Raw genomic sequence first — 18,960 nt, forward strand, 5'->3', positions numbered from 1 at the left:
CGTCCGTGATCTCATCTCTCCCACCGAACCGCGTGCCGGCGGGCATGCGGGGTGTACCCGAAGGGATGGAGAGGCATGACCAGCGAGAACGCGGGACTGTACGAACTTCTCGACGACCGGTTCCGCACGGGGCGGTGCATGAACGGCGACGACGGCCTGGAGGTCCTGTACACCGGCTGCCGGTGGGCCGAGGGCCCGGTCTATCTGCCCGCCTGGCGGCAGGTGATCTGGAGCGACATCCCCAACGACCGGATGCTGCGCTGGGACGAGGAGACGGGCGCGGTCAGCGTCTTCCGCCGCTCGGCGGGACACACCAACGGCAACACCCTCGACCGCGAGGGGCGCCTCATCACCTGCGAACAGGGCAACCGCCGCGTCACCCGCACCGAGCACGACGGCACGGTCACCGTGCTGGCCGACCGCTGGCAGGGCAAGCGGCTGAACAGCCCGAACGACGCGGCGGTCAAGTCCGACGGCTCGATCTGGTTCTCCGACCCGGACTTCGGGATCACCAGCGACTACGAGGGCTACCGCGCGGAGAGCGAGATCGGCGCCAACAACGTCTACCGCATCGATCCGGCCACCGGGGAGGTACGGCTCGTCGCGGACGGCTTCGGCGCCCCGAACGGCCTGGTCTTCTCGGCCGACGAGCAGCGGCTGTACGTCTCCGACACCCGCGCCGGATGCATCCGCGTCTTCGGCGTACGGGAGGACGGCACGCTCTCGCACGGCGAGGTCTTCGCGGAGGCGGGCGCCCGCAAGGAGGCCCGCTTCGACAACCTCCGCTTCGACGACGGCGGCCGGCTCTGGGCCGCCGCGATGAACGACGGCGTGCACTGCTACGACCCGGACGGCACGCTCATCGGACGCCTCAACGTCCCGGAGGCGGTCGCCAACATCTCCTGGGGCGGCGCGAAGCGCAACCGCCTCTTCATCACCGCGGAGACGAGTCTCTACTCGGTGGTGATGGGCGTGACGGGAACCCACCCGACGGGCCCGGGCCGCCGCCCGTGGCTCGGCCAGGGCGCGTTCAAACGGTGCTCCCTGGCGTGACCGAAACTTTCGAAAGCGGTCGAGGGTGAGTCGCGGGGTTCCGCACGGAACCCCGCAACTCCCTTGTTTGCAACCTGACATCAAGGCGTGTTGATCTGCAAAAATGCTCAACCCCCTCTCCTTTCAAGGCAGTCGATAGTTTCGAAATAATTGCCGAAAGCATTGACAGCCCCTGGGGCCGGTCCAACACTGATCGCCGTCGATAGGCCTCAACTTCCAACGGCCTTACGAGGACGAGGAGGAGCCCCATGTACGACGCACCCGCACGCCCGGCAAGCCGCTCCCGCAGCAGCTCCGGATCGCTGCACCGCACCGGAACGCCGCACCGTCTCAGGCTGTTCATCCGCAGTGCCTTCGCCCTGGCGATGGCCGCCGTCGCCGCGATCGCCCTGCCCGCGACCGCCAGCGCCGACACGACGGTCACCTCGAACCGGACCGGGACCGACAACGGCTACTACTACTCGTTCTGGACCGACAGCCCCGGCACGGTGTCGATGAACCTGGGCTCCGGCGGCACCTACGGCACGTCGTGGAGCAACACCGGCAACTTCGTCGCCGGCAAGGGCTGGAGCACCGGCGGCCGCCGGAGCGTGAGCTACTCGGGCACCTTCAACCCCTCCGGCAACGCCTACCTGGCCCTCTACGGCTGGTCGACCAACCCCCTCGTCGAGTACTACATCGTCGACAACTGGGGCACCTACCGCCCCACCGGAACCTTCAAGGGCACCGTCACCAGCGACGGCGGCACGTACGACATCTACGAGACGACCCGGACCAAAGCCCCCTCCATCGAGGGCACCCGGACCTTCAACCAGTACTGGAGCGTCCGCCAGTCCAAGCGGACCGGCGGCACCATCACCACCGGCAACCACTTCGACGCCTGGGCCCAGCACGGCATGAACCTCGGCACCTTCAACTACATGATCATGGCCACCGAGGGCTACCAGAGCAGCGGCAGCTCCACCATCACCCTGGGCAGCACGTCCGGAGGCGGCGGCGACAACGGCAGTGGCGGAGGCGGTGGCAACGGCGGCTGCACCGCCACTCTGTCCGCCGGCGAGAAGTGGAGCGACCGCTACAACCTCAACGTGGCGGTCAGCGGGTCCAGCAACTGGACCGTGAGCGTGAACGTCCCGTCCCCCGAGAAGATCCTCTCCACCTGGAACATCAGCGCAAGCTACCCGAGCGCCCAGGTCCTCACCGCCAAACCCAACGGCAGCGGCAACAACTTCGGCCTCACCCTCCAGGCCAACGGCAACTGGACCTGGCCCACGGTCTCCTGCAACGCAAGCTGAGCCCCTGCGCCCCGGCCCTGCCCCTCTGACCCCGACCCCCTAACCCCGACCCCCTGATCCCCTCAGCGCACCTCCCCCCCCGGTGGGGCGGCGGCCCCCGAGCCCGCCGCCCCACCCGCCGGCGGACCGGCTCAGAGAACCGGCGGCCGCCCCAGCCGCGTCATCCGCCACACCGTGCGCCAGCTCATCGGCGCACGCGTCCCGCACGACGTCCGCACCCCTTCGGCGAAGCCGCCCCACCATGCCTTCAGCCCCGTCAGGGACCGCATCCGCAGCATGGCGAGGGTGATCCAGACTCCGAGGTACACCGGAATCAGAGGCACCGGGAGCCGCCGCCGCGCCAGCCACACCCGATTGCGCGCGGTGAACCGGTAGTACACCGCGTGCCTGGCCGGTGACGTCCTCGGATGCTGGAGCACCAGCTCGGGCACGTAGCGGATCTCCCACCCCGCGTCGAGCGCCCGCCACGCGAGGTCGGACTCCTCGTGCCCGAAGAAGAACTCCGCCGGCCACAGCCCGGTCTGCCGGAGCATCGGCATCGAGAAGGCATGGCCGCCACCGAGGAACGCGGTCACCGGACCGCCCCGCATCGGATCGTCCGCCCGCAGCCTGGGCACCCAGCGCCGCTCGGTGCAGCCGTCCTCGTCGGCGACCCGGAACCCGACGATCCCGAGCTTCGGGTCCTCCGCGAAGAGCCGCTGCACCCTGCGGAACACGTCGTCGGCGATGAGCAGCCCGTCGTCGTCCAGCTCGACGACGACATCGACATCGCCCGAGTCCCGCAGCAGCTCCAGGCCGACGTTGCGGCCACCGGGGCAGCCGAGGTTCTCGTCGAGCGGGATCCTGGTCGCGTCGGTCGCCACATCGTCGAGGGAGGTCGCATTGCCCACCAGCACGACCCGCGCCGCGGGAACGTCCTGCTTGTCCACCGAGGCGAGGAGGTCCTCCAGCTCCCGAGGGCGCGTGCCCATGGTCACGATGACGACCCCGATACGCGGCAATGACATGGCGGCAAACTCCCTCGGTCGACTGGCTGCCGATGCTAGGGGCTGCGCACCCCGCCCTCACGCCACCGCCGTCTCACGCCGATGACCCGCTGTCGACGACCAGGTCCGTCCCGACCACCGAACCGGCTGCGGGCGAGGCGAGGTACAGCACCGCCGCCGCCACCTCCTCGGCCTCCGCGACCCGGCCCAGGGGGTTCTGCGACTTCACCCGCTCGGCCCGGTCGGCCTCCGTCTCTCCCGGGTGCAGCGACATGGGGGCGTCGGACGCGCCCGGGCTGACCGCGTTGATCCGGATGCCCTGGTGGATGTGGTCGAGGGCAGCCGCCCGGGTCAGCGCGGAGACCGCCGCCTTCGAGGTGATGTACGCGGCGGCGTTCGGTATGCGCAGGTGGGCGCCCAGGTTGGAGGCGATGTTGACGATGGCCCCGCCCCCGTTCTCCCTCATGTGCGCGATCTCGTGCTTCATGGCCAGCCAGACGCCGGTGACGTTCGTCCGCAGCACCGCGTCCCAGTCCTCCTCGCTCACCTCCGCGACGGGACCCGAGCCACGCAGGATCCCCGCGTTGTTGACCGCGATGTCGAGACCGCCGAAGCGGCTGACGCTCTCGCGCACGAGGTCCCGGACCTGGCCCGAGTCGGTGACATCGGCGGTCACGGCGGCGGCGCTGCCTCCGTCTGCCTCGATGAGCCGCACCGTCTCGTCCAACGAGGCGGCGGTGCGCCCGGCGGCGACCACGGAGGCCCCCTCTGCGGCGAAGGCGAGCGCGATGGCCCGGCCGAGCCCGGATCCGGCTCCGGTGACGAGCACGGTCTTGCCGGTGAAGCGATTCATGGCGACAACTCCTGGGTCTGTCTGTTCATATTGGATCGATCGGTCCAATATTTGGGCATGGCTGAGCCGGGGAGGGCGTGGCGAGGTGGGAGCGGTGCGGGCGGAGAGGGCGGGAAGGGCGGGAAGGGCGTGGTCTCGGTCAGTCCAGCAAGGACAGTGCCTGCTCGGCCGCGTCCCGGACGCGCGCGGGGTCGCTGGATGCCTTGCCCACGACCCGTACGCCCTGGAGGAGCACGAGCAGCATGCGGGCCAGGGCTCGCGGGTCACGGTCCTCGGGCAGCTCGCCCTGGGCCTGGGCCCGTATGAGCGCGGAGTGCAGCGGGGTCTCGATGTGCTCCCAGCTGATCTCGACCCGGCGGGCGGCCTCGGGGTCGTGCGGGGCCAGCTCCGTCGCGGTGTTGGTGATGAGGCAGCCCTGCAGCCGGGCCTCCGCCGAGCCGGCCTCCGAGGCGAAGCGGCGCACCACGGCCCGCACCGCCGGCAGGGCGGGCCCCGGCTGGGACAGCTCGGCGAGGAGGACCGGGTCGTGCCCCTCCGTGTACCGGTCCATGGCTTTGAGGTACAGCTCGTGCTTGTTGCCGAACGTGGCGTAGATGCTGGCCCGGCCGACGCCGAGGCGCTCGACGAGGTCGGCCATCGACGTCGCTTCGTACCCGCGCTGCCAGAACAGCTCAAGGGCCGACTGGAGCGCGGCCTCCGGATCGAATTCCTTGGTCCTGGCCATACGGAAACCCTAGACTCAACTGGAACGATCGGTCAATAAAGATCACCCGTACGAGTCGGCAGCTCCGGCGCCCGCCCGACGGCATCCGTACGGGTGCCGTACGGATGCCGTCGGGCTACGCCTTCAACGTCGCGACCTGGCGGGCGCGTTCGTCCAGTTCCCGCACCGCACGGACCTTGCGGTAGGGGGCGATCCGCTTGCGCATCGTTTCGAAGTGCTCGTCGCCACGGGCGGTCGACAGGCCCACGTAGTCGTCCAGAAACGTGTTCCAGGTGCCGCACGCCTCCTCGATGTGGCCCAGCTCGTACTGCCGTTGGGCCATCACGCCGTTGGCGTGGAGCCGGCCCTGCCGTTCCTGCTTGGGCTGCACCCGGACCGAGGTCTTCAGCGCGGCGATGGAACCGGCCAGGTCCCGTGTCTCGTACAGCACATGGGCCACATGGAACTGATAGGCGGCCTGGTCGTAGCCGCCCACGGCGTCCCGCCGGGAATCCGCCCTGGACAGCGCCTCTTCCGCCTCGCGCAGCCGGGTGAACGCCTGACCGCGGTCGCCGACCATGGCCGCCGCGTGCGCCTGCTGCCCCCGCAGGAACGCCACCAGCCGGGGCCCGGCCTTCGGCGCCGCCTCGGCGGCCGAGTCCGCGAGCTTCAACGCCGTCTGTCCATGGCGCAGATTCGACGCCTGGAGGCTCATCCCGCGCAGCGTGCGGCAGTAGGTGACGTGGTCGTCGGCGGCCTTGGCGAGCTTCAGGGCCTTCAGGTAGTACTGCTGCCCCAGCCCGTGCTCGCGCTCGTACATCGCCATCCACCCGGTCAGGTACGTCAGGTCGGAGGCGGCGGAGAGCATGTCGTTGCGGACCGGCTCGCTCGCCTCGGCCCGCAGGTACGGCGCGACGGTGTTGACGAGGAAGGCCGCCGCCATCGGGCGGGAATGGCCGCCGCCCAGTTCGTCGAGGATGTCCGCGATCCGTTCGGTCATGGTCCGTACGGTCGCGACCTCGCCCGGCCCGATGCGGCCCGTGGGCCGCGTCGCCCGTTCCCGCTCCTCCGCGTGCGCCTCACCCGCGAAGAGGGGAACGGCGAGCGTCGCCGAGTACAAACCTGCGGCGAGCACGCCGCGTCGTGAAGGATCCATGTCAGCCCTGCCCAGGTCCAGAAGGGACTCGACAGTGTCTCCGCTGTCCGAGCCCGCTCCGTCCTTTCCGCCCTTCGGCGGCCGCAGACCCGCTTCGGCGAAGGTGACCGGCCGGCCGATCCTGCGGGCGAGCACCTCGACGACGACCCGCCTGACCTGCTCCCTCGGCTGCGTGCCGCTCAGCCAGTGCGAAACCGCGGAGTGGTCGTACTTCAGCGCCATGCCGATCTGACCACCGGTCCGATTCACGGCGTTGGCAAGCTGCGTACGCGACCATTGCGCCTGGGCGAGGAGGGTTTCGAGGCCCGTATTGCGGTCGTCCTGGGGTGCCTTGGCCATTGCCAACTCCCGTAGGTTTCACGGCTTTCACGGTCACGCCTGCCTCTTACGGTACCCGGATGGGCCCCTCCCGCAGTTAGCTCGTCCTGCGCCGCGATCAAAAGCGGACACGAGAGGAGCGCGTGATGACCACCGTGAAAGACCAAGACCGATCGAACGACGTCGGCTCCGCAGGTTCCGAGGCATCGGCGATCGATACGGAGGCCGTCGACGACCTCGTGACGCACGCCCTGGCCATCACGCTCGCCATGCCCGAACGCAGCGAGATCGACCGGACCACCCGGCAGTTGTGCCGCGCGCTCAACCAGCTCGTGGCCGGAGACCCGGAGCTCGCTCCCGACCCGGCCACCCGGCAGATGTACCGGCAGGCCCACCGCCTGCTGGAGCTGAACGCCCGCCCCACGGCCGAGACCCCGCAGTTCACCGCGTACACGTACATGCGTGACCTCAGCGATCTGACGCGACGGTTCCTCGTCCTTCACAGCCGCCACAGCCTCCCCGCCGAGCGGCACCCGGAGGGCGGGAGCGATGCGTAGCCATGACAGGACGCGCTATCGGTACGCGAGCGAGGCGCCGTACCCCCGGTTCACCGGCGAGGCAGGCCCGGCCGACGGGAACGGCTCGTGCGCGCCGGCCGTGCGCCGCGGCCCGCACGGCGACCTGAGGGTGAGGAGCAGGCGCCGGCTGTACGACTGGAGGGAATGGGCGGAAGCCCTGGTTCCCCTGGTCGTCACGGCCCCGGTGGGTCTCCTCCTCTGGTACTTCGGCGGCTCCCGGGGCTCCTGACCGACTTCCGCCCCCGGCCGGGCCCGGCCCCGTACGCGGGATGCCGGACGGCTCGGAGGCGGGCACACACTCCAACCGGCCGTTCCTGTGACGGAGACCGGCCGGGCGGATGGACGAGGCATACGGGGAGCCGCCCCGTACGCGACCGGACACAGAAGGGAGGAACCGCGATGGACCCTCGGCACGAGCGCGATGCCGACCAGGTGATCGCCTTCATGGAGGCGTTCACGATGGACAGCGGACTGCTCGTGGACCGACCGCAGGTGGAGCCGGCGCGGGAGCGTGTGCGCGCTCCTTCCGCCGACGAACCCTGTGGTCGTCCCGTCGGACTCGACACCTGACGGGACTGCAGCGAACACTCGACCGCCGATCCCCGTCGAGCGGTCACCGCTCTCGCCTCGCGCCGTCTTCCCCCGCCGAGGCGGGAGCGGCCGCAGCTCGCGCCTACGCAGGCGGGTTGAGCTTGCGGAAGTACGTCCAGCTGGTCTCGTTCGGCTCGCTCCACTTCTCCGGGGCGTGGGCGAACTCCGGGTGGTGGTCGGCGATGTAGGCACGGGTGCGCCCGGGAACCTCCTCGTACGAGGCGAGTTTGCGGCCCCGGCAGTGGAAGGTGAGCCCACCGGGCGCCTGCCCCCGGGCCATCCACGGAAGCCACGGCGACATCCGGGACCACGACATGGTGGCCGGCACACTGGGCGCGGTCCCCGCCAGGTCCGCCCGGTCGGCGAAGAACTGGAAGAGCTCCAGGGCCTTGTAGGTGTCCCCGGCCGAGTGCACGGGATACTCCGCCACGGGAAGCGGCGAGGGATAGGCCAGCGGAATCTCCAGGCTGAAGCAGACCTGCCCGCCCAGCTCGGTCGTGGGGACAGGGAAGGGCCGCCACTTCTGGTTGGCCGGGTCGTTCCAGACGTGCACCACCGGCAGCCCCTGCCAGGTCTCCAGGATCTCGCGGCTCGCGGGATCCAGATAGAAGGCGGCTTCCCGGGTGAGGAGTTGGTACGCGTCGGCCCCGGCGTCCCCGTCCTGCACCAGGCGCGCCACGTTGACCCCTTCGAACCCGAACACCCGCTGGTAGGGCTCGTCGGGACCCCAGGAGTACACGTCCCCGGACCACCAGTACGTCACCTCATCCCCGTCGAGCGAGGCACGGGTACGCGCGAGGGAGCGGAGCAGCTCTGCGGGAGGTGTAGTCGTCATACGGACCACTGTGCGCGCCGGGGGCGGTGGTGGGGCAGAGAACATTCCGGGGAGCGGTGAACGGGGCCGAAAATGACGGTTCTTGGGCCGTGGCACGGTGGGGGAATCGTGGTGATGCCCTCGACGGAAGCGACTGGGTCGATGGCGTCGAGGGCATGTGGTGACCGCCGGCTCACCGCCCTGAATGGCGCGCGGTGGCATGAAGCCACCGGAGGTCGTGGAGGGCGGGTCTGCCGCTGATCTGTCCGTATGCGGTGGGAGCGTCCGGCCGCTACGTCATCCCCCGAACGGACAGTTGGGGCTTCATATCATGATGCAGCCGTTCCGCGAGACGGATTGCGGGGACGCTGCTGCGACACCTGTTGTCGCTCCTACCACCAGGGCGGTCAGGCAAACGAGGGTGGCGACCGCCAGGACTTTCCGCACGTGCGAGATCCCTTCCGTGTTGATCATGGGGTGCGGAGATTAGCAGACCATCCAATAAGCGGCATACCTGGCATATGCCAACTCAATATTCCTGCTTATTCTTCATGCGCCGCGGAATGAGTGCCGGGTCCGCGACCATATGCACGTTCGATTTCTACCAGACGGCGGCCGATTCTACGCGCATCAACCTGGTCTCGATGTCTCACTAATTCGAATGCCTGATGCAATGTCATGCGCGCATCATCGGCATCTCCGGCCGCGAGCCGGACCTCCGCCAGGAGGGTGCGCGCGGCGGTCTCCTCCTTGATGTCATACGTGCGGGCGGCGACGGCCGCAGCGGCGCGGAGCCGGTCCGTCGCGACGGTCAGGCGGCCGCCGGCGAAGTCCGCGCGCCCGAGACGGCGCAGGGCCTGGACCTCGTGGTGGGCCGCCCCTATGTCCTGTGCGATCTTCAGGGCATCGAGGAGATGCCGGCCGGACTCCTCGACGCTTCCCAGCCGCCAGTACGCGTCGCCGATTCCGACCAGGGTTTCGGCCTGGCTCTTGCGGTCCCCGAGGGCCCGGAATTCCGCGAGCGCTTCCCTGAACATGACAAGCGCTGTCGCCGGCTCGCCCGATTCCGTGAGGGCTTCGGCCAGGTTTCTCCGGACAGTCGCACGGTCGTAGCGGCTTCCGTCGACTTCCAGGAATGCCAGAGATTCCTCGAACGAATGACGGGCCGAGGAAAACTCGCCCGCCTGGACCTGTAATTCCCCCATATTGTTCAGCGTCTGGGCTGCCGCCGTTCCGTCGGCCGCCTCCCGAAACCCTTCGAGGGCCCCGCGAAAATGTGTGAGAGCCCGCTCGCGTTCGCCGAGGAACAACATGGTCACCGCGATGTTGTTGCGGCTGCGGGCCTTGTCCCAGATATCACCGGAAAGCGACTTTATGGCGAAGCTTTTCTGGAGCAGGGTGAGGGCCCTGCGGTTTTCGCCGAGATGCCAGTTCAGCGTGCCGAGAACGCGCAGTGCCTCCGCCTCGGCCGGTCCGTCGCCCAGCGCACGGGCGAGTTCGAGAGACCGCTCTCCCGCGGCCGCTGCCTCCGCGTAGTCCCCGAGGCTCGCGTGCGCCGCGCAGAGGTCGATCAGGGCCAGGCAGAGCGCCGACGCGTTGTCGTTCGTTCGGTCCCAGTGCGCGACGGCGTGCAGCAGGAGCGTCTTCGCGTCCTGCCAGTAGCACTCGGAATGGAGGAAACCGGCCAGAGAGCAGGCGAGTTGGGCGGCCGGCCCCGGTGAGCCGTTGCAGCGCGCGTGGTCCTCGACGGCCAGCAGGTTGCCGCGTTCAGCCGCCAGCCACGACCGCGCGGCGGCGGGATCCGGGAAGGGCGGTGCGGGCGACGCGAGGAGCGGAGCCGGCGCCTCCAGCCGTACGCGCCGGGGGTAGGCCGCCCGGTCCGCGAGGTCGGCCGTCGTGACGTAGAAGTCCGTGAGGCGGGCCATGGCCTGGCGGTGTTCCCGCTCGTCGTCCTCCGACGTGGACAGGCCATAGGCGTATTCGCGCAGCAGATCGTGGTAGCGGTAGCGGTCCGGTACGGGCTCGCTGAGCAGGTGGCACGCCAGCAGCCCTTCGAGTAATCGCTCCGTCGTGTCCTGCGGCAGCCCCAGCAGGGCAGCCGCCGCGTCGGCGGTGAATTCGGGCCCGGGGTGCAGGCCGAGGCGCCGGAAGGCGGTCCGTTGCTGCGCGCTCAGTGTCCGATAGGAGAGCGCGAACGCCCGCGCCATCTCCTGTTCCTGATCGGCGCTGCGAATTTCCGTCAGCCGTCGGGGACTTCGGGCGAGACGGTCGGCGAGGACGGTCAGTGTCCAGGACGGACGTGCCCGGAACCGATGCGCCACCAATTCGATCGCAAGAGGCAGATAGCCGCACAGACCGACGATCCGGGCGGTCTCCGCGATGTCGCGCGTGCGCTCCTCCCCCGCGAAGCCGCGGAAGAGCGAGACGGCGTCCTCCTCCGGCATGGCGTCGAGGGGGACCGACAGCGCCTGCGGGATACCGGTCAGATGCCGGCGGCTGGCGATGATCGTCAGGGACGGTGATCCGCTCGGCAGCAGCGGGCCGACCTGTTCGGGGCCGGTCGCGTCGTCCAGGACGATGACCACGCGCCGCTCGGCCAGCATGGTCCGCCACAGGGCCGTACGCGCCTCCAGCTCCGCCGGAATGGAGAAGGCCGGCGCACCGAGCAGCCTCAGCAGCGTCGCGAGCGCCGCCCTCGCGCTGAGCGGTTCCTGGGTGGGCGAATGGCCGCGCAGATCAATGTAGAGCTGGCCGTCCGGGTACCTCTCGGACAGAAGGTGGGCGGTGGCGATGACCAGGGCCGTCTTGCCGACCCCCGCCATTCCGCTGACCGCTTCCACCGTGAAGACCGATGCGCCGTGCGCGCCCTTCTCGGCGATCATCGAGGTCAGGGCCTGTAACTCCGAGCGGCGCCCGACGAGCGACGGCTGCTGGGGAAGATTCCGCGGCGGGACCTCGGCCGGGGGCCGGCGCGGCTCGGGGGGCTCGGACGGCGGTACGGGGGGCGCGGCGGCACCGGCCACCAGGGGCGCGGCTGCTCGTTCCGCACCACCCCCGTGCGCCAGTTCGCGCGCCGGTACGCGGGCCAGCACGCCCTGGTGGATCAGGTTCAGCTCGACGCCGGGCAGGGCTCCGTACTCCGCCATGAGCGACTGCCGGGCGCGCTGATGGACCCGGAGCGCATCCGCGTACCGTCCACTGCCGTAGTACGCGAGCATCAGCTGCCCGAGCAGGGTCTCGTCACCGGGATACCGCTCGACCAGCGCGGACAGCTCGCCGACCTGCTCGGCGAAGCGGCCCAGTCGCAGTCCGGCCGCGATGCGTGAGGTGCCGACGCTCAGTCGCGCCTCCGCGAGTGTCCGCCGTACCGTCGCCGCCCACAGCCCCGGCAGACCCGCCAGCGCCTCGCCCTGCCACAGCTCCTCGGCCTGGGACAGCAGTTCCGCCGCCCGGGCGTCGCTGCCACTGGCGAACGCCGCGTCGACCAGGTGCTGGAAGCGCTGGCGGTCCACGGAGTCCCGCCGGGTGCGCAGGGTGTAGGTGTGCGCCCGCCCCACGATGGTGGGCGCGTCCGGCGTCACCCCGGCCGCCCGCAGCCGTCGGCGGATGCGCGAGACATAGGTGTGGGCGTTCTCGCGGGCCCGTGCGGGCGGGTCGCCGTCCCAGAGCCGTTCGATCAGCTCGCTGATCGCGACAGGGCGGCCGGCGTCAAGAGCGAGCGCGGCCAGCAACACCCGTTCCTTGTCCGATCCGAGCGTCAGCCAGTGCCCGTTCAGCCGCAGCCCCACCGGTCCGAGAATCTGGAATTCCACCAGCGCCCCCGCTGGTCCGTCGGATAGTGCACGAGCATGACACCGCGCGGGGAATTCCGCCATACACCACCGGCGTACCTGGCGCGATCCGTCTCATTCCTGACGGTCATTCCAAGTCGCACCTGGGTAGAAAGCGAAAGAGTTCGGGCAATTGGCAATCGATCTCCGGGGGCGGATGGATGAGTGATTCGAGCACGGCTTCGCAAGGGCCTCATAGGAATGAGATCAGCGGCGAGGCGACTCTCAACGGTCCCGCCATCCAGGCCCGTGAGGTGCACGGCGGCATCCATTTCCACCGCGCGGCGCCGGCGCCCGACCGCCCTGCGCCCCCGTGCCAACTCCTGCCTGTTCCGGCGCACTTCACCAACCGGGAAAGTGATCTGGCGGCGCTGAACGATCTACGCGCCACGGGACTTCCGCTGATCGTCGTCAGCGGGCCGGCCGGAATCGGCAAGACGACCCTGGTGTCCAAATGGCTGCGTGCGCTGAGCACCGAGTTCCCCGACGGGCAGCTGTACGCGGACCTGCGCGGGCACTCGGCGGACGAGCCCGTGCGGCCTGCCGAGGTCCTCGGCCAGTTCCTCCGGGCACTGGGGGCCGGACCACCGCCCACGGACGCGGCCGAACGGGCCTCTCTGTGGCGGTCCCTCACCGCCGACCGCCGGATCGCGATCATGCTCGACAACTCGTTCACGGCCGCCCAGGTCCGGCCGTTGCTGCTCGGCGGCGCGGGTGGCCTCGTCGTCGTCACCAGCCGCCGCAGGCTGACCGGCCTGCGTATGCAGGGAGCGGGTTTCCACCAGCTCGACGCACTCGGTACGGCTGCCGGTGTCGAACTGCTCACCCGTGGCATCGGCGCGGAACGCGTCGCGGGGGAACTCTCGTCGGTCCACCGCCTGGTGGCGCTCTGCGCGGGCCTCCCGCTCGCGGTCTGCCTGGCATCGGCGCGGCTCGCGACACGGCCGAGACAGTCGGTCGGGGCGTTGGCCGACGCCCTGGCACGGAACACGGGGGGCGGCCGGCTGGCCGCGCTCGAAGTGGAGGGGGAGACCTCGGTGCGCAAGGCCCTGGACGCGTCGTACGCGGTGCTGAGCAGCGGGACCGCCCGCCTGTACAGGACGCTCGGACTGCTCCCTGTGCGGACGTTCGACGCGATGATCGCCGCGGCGTCCTGCGGGGAGTCGCTGGAATGGGCGGAGCGGCGGCTGGACGAGCTGGTGGAGGCCAACCTCGTGGAGGACGTCGGCCCGGAGAGCTGTCGCTTCCACGACCTCTTACGGATCCACGCGCAGGAGCGCGCCATGGATGACGACCCGAGCGCCGTCCGTGAGGAGGCGCTGCGGCGTTTCTGCGACTGGTGCCTGTACACGGCGACGGCGGCTCAGGAGCGGTTGACCCCGGTTCAGTTCACGCTGCCCAGGAGCTATGCGTACCGGCCGGATCTTCCGCTGCCCTTCGCCGACGACGTCGCGGCGCTCGGCTGGCTCGACTCCCATCGGGCGCAACTGCTGGATGCCGTGCGGCTCGCGGCGGGCAAGGGGTGGTACGACACGAGCTGGATGCTCGTCGATGCCCTCTGGCCCCTCTTCCTGCGCCTGCGCCACTACACCGAGTGGATCGAGGCCCACGAGATCGGGCTGAAGGCCGCCCGACAGGCCGGGAACAAGGAGGCCGAGCGCCAGATGCTCAACTCCGGGGCCATCGGCCTGGGCGCCGCCGGCCAGACCGAGGAGGCCACCGCCTGGTACCAGGACTCCCTGCGGGCCGCGCGTGAAGCCGGTGACCTACGGGACGAGGGCCAGGCGCTGCTGGGCCTCGGCGCGTGCCATCGCGAGGCCGGACGGCCCGCCGATGCCGTGACCTACCTGAACCGCGCGATCGCCGTGTGGGAGGGCTGCGGCTATCCACGGGGCGCGGCCCTCGCCCGTACCACCCTCGGCGAGATCGCCCTCGCGGCGGACGCCCCGGCCGAGGCGGTGGACTGCTTCACCCGGGCGCACGCCGCGATGGTGGCGGTGAACGACCCCCACGACGCCGCCCGGGCCCTCGCCTTCCTGGGGCGCGCCGTCGTCCGGTCGGGGGCGTACGCCGAGGGCATGGCGACGATGAACGAAGCGCTGGAGGTCTTCACCGGTTCCGGTGCGGCCTTCTGGCAGGCGCGCACCCTGGAGATGCTGGGGGAGAGCGCGGCGGAGCAGGGCGACGAGACGGCTGCGGAGGGCTTCCTCGCGCGGGCCCTCGTCCTGTTCGAGACCACGAGCCCCGCCGACGCGCGTCGGCTCGGCGGGAGCGGGTGATCCGGCGAGCGGGGCCGAGCCGCGGTCGACGGCCCGGCCCCGCCCCGTGACGGGACCGGTGCCCTTCGGCTGACGGGACCCGGCGCGGTTCAGCCGGCCGGTGCCTCGCGGGCGTACGGCCATTCCCGCAGCGAGCGCCCCGCCACCAGCCAGGCGTGCACACACGACGGCAGCAACGACTGCTCGGCGGGGCCCGCCTGGGGCGGGCGGTGGTCCTGCGGTACGAGGACCACCGACCGGTCGTAACCGTCGGCCAGGGCCCAGCCGCCCGAGCCTCCGGCGCCGGCCAGGGGCACCGCAGCGATGCCGCAGGCCGGATGGGCCGCCACGAGGGAGGCCAGCCGGTGCAGTGCGCCGGCGGCCGAGTGGGCGCGGCTGCCCTGGAGCACGTCCGCGCAGTCGAGCAGGGAGCCGTCCCGGCAGGTGTCCACGTCCACGACGAGGTGCTCGTCGATGACCGACGAGCCGTGCACCCGCCCCACCGGCCCCAGCAGCACGCGCAGGGACGTGTCGCCGCAACGGGCGTGCAGAACGTCCGGGAAGGGGCTCGCCTCCACCACGACAAAGCGCTTCACGCCGACACCTCCCCGCGCCCCGGTGCCCACGCGGCCGGGGGCGGTGGCTCGGGCAGGGGGACGGTGACCGGTTCGTGCGCGGGCTGGCCCATCCCCAGGACCTCGTACATCAGCCGGCGCATGTTCCGGTTGAACCGGCCGGGCTCCGATGTGATGCGCGACCGGATCGGCGCGTACTCCTCGTGCCGGTACTCCCCTGCCACGTAATGGAGTTGGTCCACCAGCGGGTGGGTGGGGGACAGCGTCGGCGCGTGGGCGGCGAGTGTCGCGGCCGGCGACGAGGGGTTGATCTCCCGCTCCGGCGAGGTGGCCAGCACAATCGGCGCCCCGGTGAGCGTCCCGTAGAGGGTCACCGAGCCGTGGTCACCGATGATCCAGTCCGCCGCGATCAGGGTGCTGCGCCAGTCCGCCTCCGGCGGCACGATCCCGATGCCCCGCTGCTCGCACCGGGCCAGCCACGACCTCACCTGGTAGGCGCCGTGCCCGGCCCACACATTGGGGTGGACGAGCAGCGCCGTACGGTAGCGGTCCGTCGTCAGCTCGCCCATCAGCCGGGGCAGCAGCGCGTCGAACCGGCCGAAGGAGGACTGGGCTCCCCACGTCGAGACCGAGACGACGAGCTTCTGGTCGTCGGTGAGCCCGAGCGCGCGGCGGTACGCGGCACGCAGCGGCAGACTGGCGGTGATCCGGTCGTGCACGGGATCGCCGATGACGTGGGCCAGCGGGAGCGCCTCCGGGCAGTTGTCCGCCAGCTCGCGCAGGTCGGCGTGGTGCGGCACGCCCACGGCGGCCGGCAGCCTCCCACCGGGCACAAGATCCTGCCTGCGCAGCCCCGCCACGCCCGCGTCCGCTCCTTCGACCACCCGCTTCAGGTAGTTGGCCCCGTGCGGCAACGTGATCAGCGGCGCGTCTATGTACTCCACGCCGCGCGGCCCGGCGGCGAGGGCTAGGTCGAAGGTCATGCGGGTCGCCTGCTCCCACGGCAGCACCACGCTTCCCAGCCGCGCGAGGAAGGCGGGCACGTCGTCGCCGAAGGCGTGCGGCGGCGCCGTGAAGACGACCTGGAGCCGGAAGTCGGCCTCCAGCAGGGAAAGGACGTCGAGCAGCCGCTTCCCGTACGTCACGGTGTGGATCACCGCCAGCACCTTCTTGCGGCCCACCAGAGTCAGCCACTGCCGTGACTCGGCAACGTCTCCTTCTCCGGCGCGCGTGTCGAACCTGCTCGCCGGGTTCGTACCCGTTCCGGCTGTACCCGTTCCGGCCGTACGCGTTCCGGCTGTACCCGTTCCGGCCGTACGCGTTCCGGCTGTACCCGTTCCAGCCGTACCCGTTCCGGTTGTACCCGTTCCGGTTGTACTCGTTTCGGTCGTACTCAACGCCGACATGGCGTCCCCCTGTTGACTTCTCCGAGTGCCACGAACTGCTTGTGTCACCGGGATGCCCGGCAGGGGGGACGGAAGGCTCGACGGAGCCTTGCGAGAACCTTGCCGAGTTCTGCCGGGCAGCCGCCGAGTCATGCCGGCGGAGTGTCGCCCTGCCCGTCCGCGGCGGTCTTCTCCGAGGACGAGTTGAAGGTAGGGCTGAAGAAGTCCCGGCCCTGGAGCACGGGGCTGTTCTGGGTGCCGCCGCTGATGCTGTTGTGCACCTCGCTGCTCCCACTGCTCCGCACGTCCTGCCACCACTCATCGAGCAGTGCGCGGAACTCCCCGTCCAGGGCGGCCCGTACACCGAGAGCTGTCGCCAGCGCCTGGGCGCGCAGCGGGTCGGCCGGGTTGTTCTCCAGCTCCGCGACCTCCAGCTTGCCCGAGCTGATGACGGGCTCCCCCTCGGGCCGCGCGTCCTCCGCCGAACCGCGCCGGAACGGACGTCTCACCAACGCGGTGAGACCTTGCCACGCCTGCCGGCCGGCATCACTGCCGACACTGCCGGCGAGAGCTGTGAGGGCCGCTGCTGTGATCGCGTCCATGCCGAACTCCCCGAGTCGGTGTCCCGCCACAGCCTAGGTCCGTGACGTAGAGCGGCGCAGGGGTTCCGGTGGGTAAGGGGTACGCGTATGGGTGTGGCTCGAGGCCGGGGTGGGCCGTGTCCGGCACTCCGCCGCAGCGGTGTGTCAGTTCCGGGCGGTGCCGGCATCCGTCTGTCCGGAGTCAGTCTGTCCGGCATCCGTCTGTCCGGAGTCCTCGGCCTGTCCGGAGTTCTCGGCCGCCGCGGCGGCCTTCTCGCGCATCTTGCGTACCAGTTCGGCCTTGCGGTCGGCGGCGTTCCGGCGGTCGAGGTTGCGGTGCGGGCCGTTGTTCTGGCGCTCGGCGCGGGACAGCCTCTTGCGCTGGCCGCCGCCCATGCCCACGGGGTTGTTGATGTTCTTGCTGTCGGTCATGGGTTCTCCGTAAGTTGTTGGGTGGCCCGGGAGGGCCGGATGTGGCTTATGGGTTCTTGCCGTCAGTGGCTTCCCTGGAGTGGCCGTCCGGCTCTCCGGGGCGCCCTGGCTGCTGATTGAGATGTGCGCGCTGTGTGCGGTCGCTGATTACGGAGATGACAGCGGGGTGTTCCTCGGGCCGACGGCATGTGGTGGGATGCGAGGAGGGGCACGTGAGCGAGCGGAAGACCCAGGTCTGGGCCGGTATCGATGCCGGCAAGGGCCACCACTGGGCGGCCGTGGTCGACGAGACCGGCGCGACGCTGTGGTCGAAGAAGGTCGACAACGACGAGTCGGCGATCCTGACCGCGCTCGGTGAGATCCTCGGCCTGGCGGATGAGGTCCGCTGGGCGGTGGATATCTCCGGCACGTCCTCCGCGCTGCTGCTGGCCCTGCTCGCGGCGCAGGGCCAGCGGGCCGTCTACGTGCCCGGCCGCACCGTCAACCGCATGTCCGGCGCCTACCGGGGCGAGGCGAAGACGGACGCCCGCGATGCCTACGTCATCGCCGAGACCGCCCGTCATCGCCGGGATTTCGCCACGATCGACGTGCCCGCCCAGATTGCCGGCGACCTCGCGCTGCTGACTGCCCACCGCTCGGACCTGGTTGCCGACCGGGTACGGATGATCAACCGCCTGCGCGACGTGCTGACCGGCGTCTTCCCCGCGCTGGAGCGGGCCTTCGACTACTCGGCCCACAAGGGTGCCCTGGTGCTGCTGACCGGATATCAGACCCCGGCCGCGATCCGCCGACGTGGGCGGGCACGGCTGACGGCCTGGCTCGCCAACCGCAGTGTTCGTGGAGCCGACGCGGTCGCGGCCACCGCTCTGGAGGCGGCCCAGGCCCAGCAGACCGCGCTGCCCGGGGAGGACGCCGCAGCCCAGATTGTGGCCGATCTCGCCGCTCAGATCCTGGCCCTGGACGACCGGCTCAAGAACATCGACCGGCAGATCCGCGACACCTTCCGCAGCCATCCGCAAGCCGGGATCATCGAGTCGATGCCCGGCATGGGCCCGATACTCGGGGCCGAGTTCGTCGTCGCCGCCGGTGACCTCGCAGCCTATGCCGACGCCGGCCATCTGGCCTCGGCGGCGGGGCTGGTGCCCGTGCCCCGCGACTCCGGACGCCGCACTGGCAACCTTCACCGGCCCAAGCGCTACAGCCGACGCCTGCGACGGGTGTTCTACCTCTCCGCGCAGACCAGCATCATCCGTGAGGGACCGAACCGGGACTTCTACCTCAAGAAGCGCGGCGAGGGCTGCAAGCACGTCCAGGCCGTCATCGCTCTCGCCCGCCGACGAGCGAGCGTGCTGTGGGCCCTGCTGCGTGACGGGCGAGTCTTCACCTCCGCCCCGCCGGTCACGCAGGCGGCTTGACTTCGTCATTGAGACTCCCGGAATGGAATGAGGCGGAGTGATCTACGGATGCGCCGGTGGGGACGGGCGCGGCGGCGTCGGGGACGTCAGCGGGGCCCGGCACGCTCTCACTCGTAAATCGGCGTCAGGAAGAACAC

The 18,960-nt window shown here is 70.5% G+C and carries 17 protein-coding genes; 7 read left to right on the forward strand and 10 right to left on the reverse strand.

Annotation, left to right across the window (positions count from 1 at the left end; genetic code table 11):
- The first annotated feature begins 75 nt into the window (after positions 1 to 75).
- Positions 76 to 1,053: an SMP-30/gluconolactonase/LRE family protein gene (locus tag RLT58_RS18855; protein WP_311311549.1), complete on the forward strand. Its 978-nt coding sequence runs from the start codon at positions 76 to 78 to the stop codon at positions 1,051 to 1,053.
- 365 nt (positions 1,054 to 1,418) lie between these two features.
- Complete coding sequence (locus RLT58_RS18860; protein WP_311314561.1) at positions 1,419 to 2,348, forward strand: glycoside hydrolase family 11 protein; 930 nt, start codon at positions 1,419 to 1,421, stop codon at positions 2,346 to 2,348.
- A 131-nt stretch (positions 2,349 to 2,479) separates the two neighbouring features.
- Here the strand turns inward: RLT58_RS18860 and RLT58_RS18865 are convergent, their stop codons facing one another.
- The 4 genes from RLT58_RS18865 to RLT58_RS18880 form a co-directional block, all read right to left on the reverse strand.
- Positions 2,480 to 3,355, reverse strand: a complete 876-nt coding sequence (locus RLT58_RS18865; RefSeq protein ID WP_311311550.1) for a glycosyltransferase family 2 protein — start codon at positions 3,353 to 3,355, stop codon at positions 2,480 to 2,482.
- A 73-nt stretch (positions 3,356 to 3,428) separates the two neighbouring features.
- Positions 3,429 to 4,187 (reverse strand): SDR family NAD(P)-dependent oxidoreductase, encoded by a 759-nt coding sequence (locus tag RLT58_RS18870; RefSeq protein WP_311311551.1) that lies wholly within the window; start codon positions 4,185 to 4,187, stop codon positions 3,429 to 3,431.
- 139 nt (positions 4,188 to 4,326) lie between these two features.
- Positions 4,327 to 4,911: a TetR/AcrR family transcriptional regulator gene (locus RLT58_RS18875; RefSeq protein ID WP_311311552.1), complete on the reverse strand. Its 585-nt coding sequence runs from the start codon at positions 4,909 to 4,911 to the stop codon at positions 4,327 to 4,329.
- A 115-nt stretch (positions 4,912 to 5,026) separates the two neighbouring features.
- Positions 5,027 to 6,385 (reverse strand): NsdA family TPR-like regulatory protein, encoded by a 1,359-nt coding sequence (locus RLT58_RS18880; RefSeq protein ID WP_311311553.1) that lies wholly within the window; start codon positions 6,383 to 6,385, stop codon positions 5,027 to 5,029.
- Positions 6,386 to 6,510: 125 nt separating this feature from the next.
- On the opposite strand from RLT58_RS18880, the gene RLT58_RS18885 reads away from it, so the two are divergent.
- The 3 genes from RLT58_RS18885 (at position 6,511) to RLT58_RS18895 (ending at position 7,512) form a co-directional block, all read left to right on the forward strand.
- Positions 6,511 to 6,921, forward strand: coding sequence for a hypothetical protein (locus RLT58_RS18885; RefSeq protein ID WP_311311554.1), 411 nt, complete (start codon positions 6,511 to 6,513; stop codon positions 6,919 to 6,921).
- Positions 6,914 to 7,171 carry a hypothetical protein gene (locus RLT58_RS18890; RefSeq protein WP_311311555.1) on the forward strand — a complete coding sequence of 86 codons (258 nt, stop codon included), beginning with the start codon at positions 6,914 to 6,916 and terminating at the stop codon, positions 7,169 to 7,171. Before RLT58_RS18885 ends, RLT58_RS18890 begins: the two co-directional genes overlap by 8 nt.
- Positions 7,172 to 7,341: 170 nt before the next feature.
- Positions 7,342 to 7,512, forward strand: coding sequence for a hypothetical protein (locus RLT58_RS18895; protein ID WP_311311556.1), 171 nt, complete (start codon positions 7,342 to 7,344; stop codon positions 7,510 to 7,512).
- A 103-nt stretch (positions 7,513 to 7,615) separates the two neighbouring features.
- Here the strand turns inward: RLT58_RS18895 and RLT58_RS18900 are convergent, their stop codons facing one another.
- Positions 7,616 to 8,368, reverse strand: coding sequence for a DUF1838 family protein (locus RLT58_RS18900; protein ID WP_311311557.1), 753 nt, complete (start codon positions 8,366 to 8,368; stop codon positions 7,616 to 7,618).
- 521 nt (positions 8,369 to 8,889) lie between these two features.
- A complete protein-coding gene (locus tag RLT58_RS18905; RefSeq protein ID WP_311311558.1) occupies positions 8,890 to 12,159 on the reverse strand; it encodes an AfsR/SARP family transcriptional regulator in 3,270 nt (1,089 codons plus the stop codon).
- A 179-nt stretch (positions 12,160 to 12,338) separates the two neighbouring features.
- Here RLT58_RS18905 and RLT58_RS18910 point away from each other — a divergent pair, with 179 nt between their 5' ends.
- Positions 12,339 to 14,456, forward strand: coding sequence for a tetratricopeptide repeat protein (locus RLT58_RS18910; protein WP_311311559.1), 2,118 nt, complete (start codon positions 12,339 to 12,341; stop codon positions 14,454 to 14,456).
- A gap of 89 nt (positions 14,457 to 14,545) precedes the next feature.
- Here the strand turns inward: RLT58_RS18910 and RLT58_RS18915 are convergent, their stop codons facing one another.
- From RLT58_RS18915 to RLT58_RS18930, 4 genes are all read right to left on the reverse strand, one after another.
- Positions 14,546 to 15,031 (reverse strand): hypothetical protein, encoded by a 486-nt coding sequence (locus RLT58_RS18915; protein ID WP_311311560.1) that lies wholly within the window; start codon positions 15,029 to 15,031, stop codon positions 14,546 to 14,548.
- A complete protein-coding gene (locus tag RLT58_RS18920) occupies positions 15,028 to 16,191 on the reverse strand; it encodes a hypothetical protein (protein ID WP_311311561.1) in 1,164 nt (387 codons plus the stop codon). Before RLT58_RS18920 ends, RLT58_RS18915 begins: the two co-directional genes overlap by 4 nt.
- A gap of 353 nt (positions 16,192 to 16,544) precedes the next feature.
- A complete protein-coding gene (locus RLT58_RS18925; protein ID WP_311311562.1) occupies positions 16,545 to 16,904 on the reverse strand; it encodes a hypothetical protein in 360 nt (119 codons plus the stop codon).
- 237 nt (positions 16,905 to 17,141) lie between these two features.
- The gene (locus RLT58_RS18930; protein ID WP_311311563.1) at positions 17,142 to 17,408 is read right to left on the reverse strand and encodes a DUF6243 family protein; all 267 of its coding nucleotides are present in this window, start codon (positions 17,406 to 17,408) and stop codon (positions 17,142 to 17,144) included.
- Between the two features lie 212 nt (positions 17,409 to 17,620).
- Here RLT58_RS18930 and RLT58_RS18935 point away from each other — a divergent pair, with 212 nt between their 5' ends.
- Positions 17,621 to 18,823: an IS110 family RNA-guided transposase gene (locus tag RLT58_RS18935; RefSeq protein WP_311311564.1), complete on the forward strand. Its 1,203-nt coding sequence runs from the start codon at positions 17,621 to 17,623 to the stop codon at positions 18,821 to 18,823.
- The last annotated feature ends 137 nt before the right edge of the window (positions 18,824 to 18,960 follow it).

Origin of the sequence: Streptomyces sp. ITFR-16, from assembly GCF_031844705.1 — a bacterium.
Classification (GTDB): domain Bacteria; phylum Actinomycetota; class Actinomycetes; order Streptomycetales; family Streptomycetaceae; genus Streptomyces.